2 protein-coding genes are annotated in these 3,233 nt (G+C 70.3%); one reads left to right on the top strand and one right to left on the bottom strand.

Annotated elements, in window-relative coordinates; genetic code table 11:
- Positions 1-202: 202 nt before the first annotated feature.
- A complete protein-coding gene (locus tag ACZ4VT_RS37280; protein ID WP_467955805.1) occupies positions 203-1,372 on the bottom strand; it encodes a steroid 3-ketoacyl-CoA thiolase in 1,170 nt (389 codons plus the stop codon).
- A gap of 242 nt (positions 1,373-1,614) precedes the next feature.
- On the opposite strand from ACZ4VT_RS37280, the gene ACZ4VT_RS37275 reads away from it, so the two are divergent.
- Positions 1,615-2,862 (top strand): cytochrome P450, encoded by a 1,248-nt coding sequence (locus ACZ4VT_RS37275; RefSeq protein ID WP_467955803.1) that lies wholly within the window; start codon positions 1,615-1,617, stop codon positions 2,860-2,862.
- The last annotated feature ends 371 nt before the right edge of the window (positions 2,863-3,233 follow it).

The raw sequence follows: 3,233 nt of genomic DNA, 5'->3' as shown, positions 1-3,233 counted from the left end.
CTACATGAACGAGCGCTACGGCAGCCCCGTCGGCGCCTGGAACTTCTGGTCCGCCAACCACTGGTACTAAACCCACCAGCACCCGGCACCCAGCAGACATACGAAGGCCCCGGTGGCCGGCCTCCCCAGGTCCGGCCGCCGGGGCCTTCTGCATCCCATCCCACGGGGTTCAGAGGCGCCTGCGCTCAGCCTTCGCAGACGGTCACAGGCGCTGGATGATCGTGCCGGTCGCGAGCGCGCCGCCCGCGCACATGGTGATCAGCGCGAATTCCTTGTCCCGGCGCTCCAGCTCGTGCAGCGCGGTGGTGATCAGCCGGGCGCCGGTGGCGCCGACGGGGTGGCCGAGGGCGATGGCCCCGCCGTTGACGTTGACCTTCTCCAGGTCCTGGTCGAAGACCTGGGCCCAGCTGAGGACGACGGAGGCGAAGGCCTCGTTGATCTCGACGAGGTCGATGTCCTTGAGGGACATGCCGGCCTTGCCGAGCACGGCCCGGGTCGCGTCGATCGGTCCGTCGAGGTGGTAGTGGGGGTCGGCGCCGACCAGGGTCTGGGCGACGATCCGGGCGCGCGGCCTGAGCTTGAGCGCGCGGGCCATCTTGCGGGAGGCCCACATCACGGCGGCGGCCCCGTCGGATATCTGCGAGGAGTTCCCGGCGGTGTGCACGGCGGTGGGCATGACCGGCTTGAGCCGGGCCAGCGCCTCCATGCTGGTGTCCCGCAGGCCCTCGTCGCGGTCGACCAGGCGCCACATGCCCTGCCCGGCGGCCTGCTCCTCCTCGGTCGTCGGCACCTGCACGGCGAAGGTCTCGCGCTTGAACCGCTCCTCGGCCCAGGCGATCCCGGCGCGCTCCTGGGAGAGCACGCCGAGCCGGTCCACGTCCTCGCGGCCGAGGCCCCGGTGGCGGGCGATGCGTTCGGCGGCCTCGAACTGGTTCGGGAGGTCGACGTTCCACTCGTCCGGGAAGGGCTTGCCGGGTCCGTGCTTGGAGCCGGAGCCCAGTGGCACCCGGCTCATGGCCTCGACGCCGCAGGCGATGCCGATGTCCATGACGCCGCCGGAGATCATGTTGGCGACCATGTGGTTGGCCTGCTGCGAGCTGCCGCACTGACAGTCCACCGTCGTCGCGGCGGTCTCGTACGGCAGGCCCATGGCGAGCCAGGCGTTTCGGGCGGGGTTCATCGACTGCTCGCCGGCGTGGGTGACGGTGCCGCCGACGATCTGCTCGACGCAGTCGGGCTGGATTCCGGTACGGGCCAGCAGCTCCCGGTAGGTCTCGCCGAGCAGGTAGGCGGGATGAAGGTTGGCGAGCGCGCCCCCGCGCTTGCCGATGGGGGTGCGTACGGCTTCGACGATGACGGGTTCCGCGGCCATGAGCTCGTCCTCTCCTGCACAGCGCCAGCGCGGCGGGCCGTCCCGGCGCCCCGCCCGAACTAGTACGCGTTCTAGTTCTCCCCGCAGTCTTATGACCTGGAGCCCCGGCACGCAAGGGTCTTGCACGCGCCCTGCACGGATTCCACACGCAACAGTTGGCGCCGCGGCCCTTGTCACTTCTGGAACTCGTTACTACCTTCAAGCCAACTTCTGATGGGCCGTCAGACTTTGGAGTTGCCCCGATGTCCTGTCCCGCGCTGCCCGAAGGCTTCGACGCCACCGACCCCGACCTGCTCCAAAGCCGGGTCCCCCTCCCGGAGTTCGCGCAGCTGCGGCAGACCGCACCCGTGTGGTGGTGCCCCCAGCGGCGGGGCGTCACCGGCTTCGACGACGAGGGCTACTGGGTCGTGACCCGGCACGCGGACGTCAAGTACGTCTCCACGCACCCGGAGCTCTTCTCCTCCACCACCAACACGGCGATCATCCGCTTCAACGAGCACATCCAGCGTGATGCGATAGATGCCCAGCGACTGATCATGCTGAACATGGATCCGCCGGAACACACCCGCGTACGCCAGATCGTGCAGCGCGGCTTCACCCCGCGGGCCATCCGCGGACTGGAGGACGCGCTCCGGGACCGCGCCCGGAAGATCGTCGAGGAGGCCCTGGCCGTTTCCGCCGACGGCAGCTTCGACTTCGTCACCCAGGTGGCGTGCGAGCTCCCGCTGCAGGCCATCGCCGAACTGATCGGCGTACCGCAGAAGGACCGCGCCAAGATCTTCGACTGGTCGAACAAGATGATCGCGTACGACGACCCGGAGTACGCGATCACCGAGGAGGTCGGCGCGAACGCGGCAATGGAGCTCATCGGCTACGCGATGAACCTCTCCGCCCAGCGCAAGGAGTGCCCGGCCAAGGACATCGTGACGCAGCTCGTCGCGGCGGAGGGCCAGGGCAACCTCGGCTCGGACGAGTTCGGCTTCTTCGTCCTCCTCCTGGCGGTCGCGGGCAACGAGACCACGCGCAACGCCATCAGTCACGGCATGCACGCCTTCCTCACCCACCCCGACCAGTGGGAGCTCTACAAGGCGACCCGGCCGTCGACGGCCGCCGAGGAGATCGTGCGCTGGGCCACCCCGGTGGTGTCCTTCCAGCGCACGGCCACGCAGGACACCGAACTCGGCGGTCAGAAGATCAAGGCGGGCGACCGGGTGGGGATGTTCTACTCCTCCGCCAACCACGACCCCGAGGTCTTCGAGAACCCGGACGCCTTCGACATCACCCGCGACCCGAACCCCCACCTGGGCTTCGGCGGCGGCGGCCCGCACTTCTGCCTGGGCAAGTCCCTGGCCGTGATGGAGATCGACCTGATCTTCAACGCACTGGCCGACGCCCTGCCGGACCTCCACCTGACGGGCGAGGACCCGCGCCGCCTGCGCGCGGCCTGGCTCAACGGCATCAAGGAGCTCCGGGTCACCACCCACGGCTGACCCGGCCCCAGGACGGCAGGGGCCCCCTCCACCCACGCCCGGCCCCTGCCGCCCCCTGGACGGCGCCGCCCCCATCCAGCCCCGCCGCACCAAATCCAGCCCCGCCGGCTTTGAGGCGCGGGGCCCGGGACGGAGCCCCGTTCTGTGAGCCGCGCGGGCGCGGGCGGCGCGGGCCGACGCCCATCCGAGTGGCGGACCGGCCCGAACCGGGCGATCCTGACAGACAGCGGCGATCCAGCCGAAGGGGGGCCGGGGGCAGGTGTGCCCCGGCGCCCCCTCGGCCCGCGGGGGGCAGGGGCGGACCCACGAGCGAAGGCGAGCCCCCCGTTTCAGAATGAAAACCTTGTCATGTTTCGCCAATCCCTCCGGGG

The sequence above is a fragment of the Streptomyces sp. NPDC029164 genome (genome assembly GCF_055563995.1).
Note: the sequence above shows the minus strand (reverse complement) of the source record. Positions and strands in the feature narration are given on the sequence as shown.